The following is a 1139-nucleotide window of genomic DNA, read 5'->3' on the forward strand; positions in this document are numbered from 1 at the left end:
CCCGCCGTGACACTCTGCCCAGTGCCTTTGTCCGCTACGAGCAAGATTTAGCCTCAGCACCAATCACTTGGTATGCCGGTGTTGGGCATGTGGAACGCTTTCCTGACTATTGGGAGCTAAGTTCCAACAAAGCAGGCCCGGCCGGCAGCTTGAATGCCTTCGATGGCGTTCAAGCCGAAAAAACCACCCAGTTGGATATCGGTGCTCAGTACAACGACCAGCGCTTGAGCGCGTGGGTGTCCGGATATGCAGGATATGTAAACGATTTTATTCTGTTTGATTACAACACAGCGGGCATGGGCACTACTCAAATCGATAACATTGATGCCCAGATTGCAGGTGCCGAAGTGGGTGCCAGCTATCAAATAACCGACAACTGGGTGGGCAATGCCTCCCTGGCCTATGCCTGGGGACGTAATGCCGACGACAATGAAGCCTTACCTCAAATCCCACCGCTGGAAGCTAATGTTGGCTTGACCTATGCACGCGACGCTTACTCCGTGGGCGGCCTATGGCGTGGCGTCGCGGCACAAAACCGCACTGCGCTCGAAAAAGGCAATGTCGTCGGCCAAGACCTGGAATCATCCTCAGGTTTCGGGGTGTTCTCGCTTAATGGCGCGTATCACGCAAGCAACCACCTAACCTTGAGTGTGGGTGTGGATAACGTTTTCGACACCACTTACACCGAGCACCTGAACCTAGCCGGTAACGCCGCTTTTGGCTACCCCGCTGATCTGGATCGCGGTATTAACGAGCCTGGCCGGATGGTGTGGGCACGGGCCGACTTCAGCTTCTGATTCACTCAGGTGCTCAGTAGAGCACCTGTTTCCCCTGACTCATTAAACCAGCAGGCTCGTTGCCTGGTGGTCTGGAGACACTACATGACGATCGCGTCCTCCTCACAAGAAGGTAAACGCAAAACCTTCGATCTTTATCGCGCCGTTTGGCGCTGGCATTTTTACGCTGGCCTTTTGGTGCTGCCGTTTATGATTAGTCTGGCGATCACTGGCGGGCTGTATTTATTCAAAGACGAGCTGGACGCGCTGATACACGCTGATGTTGAGCGCGTGGCCGTTCAAGAGGCCACGCTGCCTCCCTCTGCGCTGGTAAGTGCAGCGCTGACGGCTCATCCCGGCACC

General features: G+C 55.3%; 2 protein-coding genes. Both read left to right on the forward strand.

Features of this window, described 5'->3' with window-relative positions:
* Positions 1-797 (forward strand): TonB-dependent receptor domain-containing protein (locus INT22_RS20805; RefSeq protein WP_226912631.1); only part of this gene is annotated, 797 nt, incomplete at its 5' end.
* Positions 798-881: 84 nt separating this feature from the next.
* Positions 882-1139: PepSY domain-containing protein (locus INT22_RS11180; RefSeq protein WP_193068237.1), on the forward strand; the 258-nt coding region annotated here is incomplete at its 3' end.

This window comes from Halomonas sp. 3D7M (assembly GCF_014897885.1).
Taxonomy (GTDB): Bacteria; Pseudomonadota; Gammaproteobacteria; order Pseudomonadales; family Halomonadaceae; genus Vreelandella.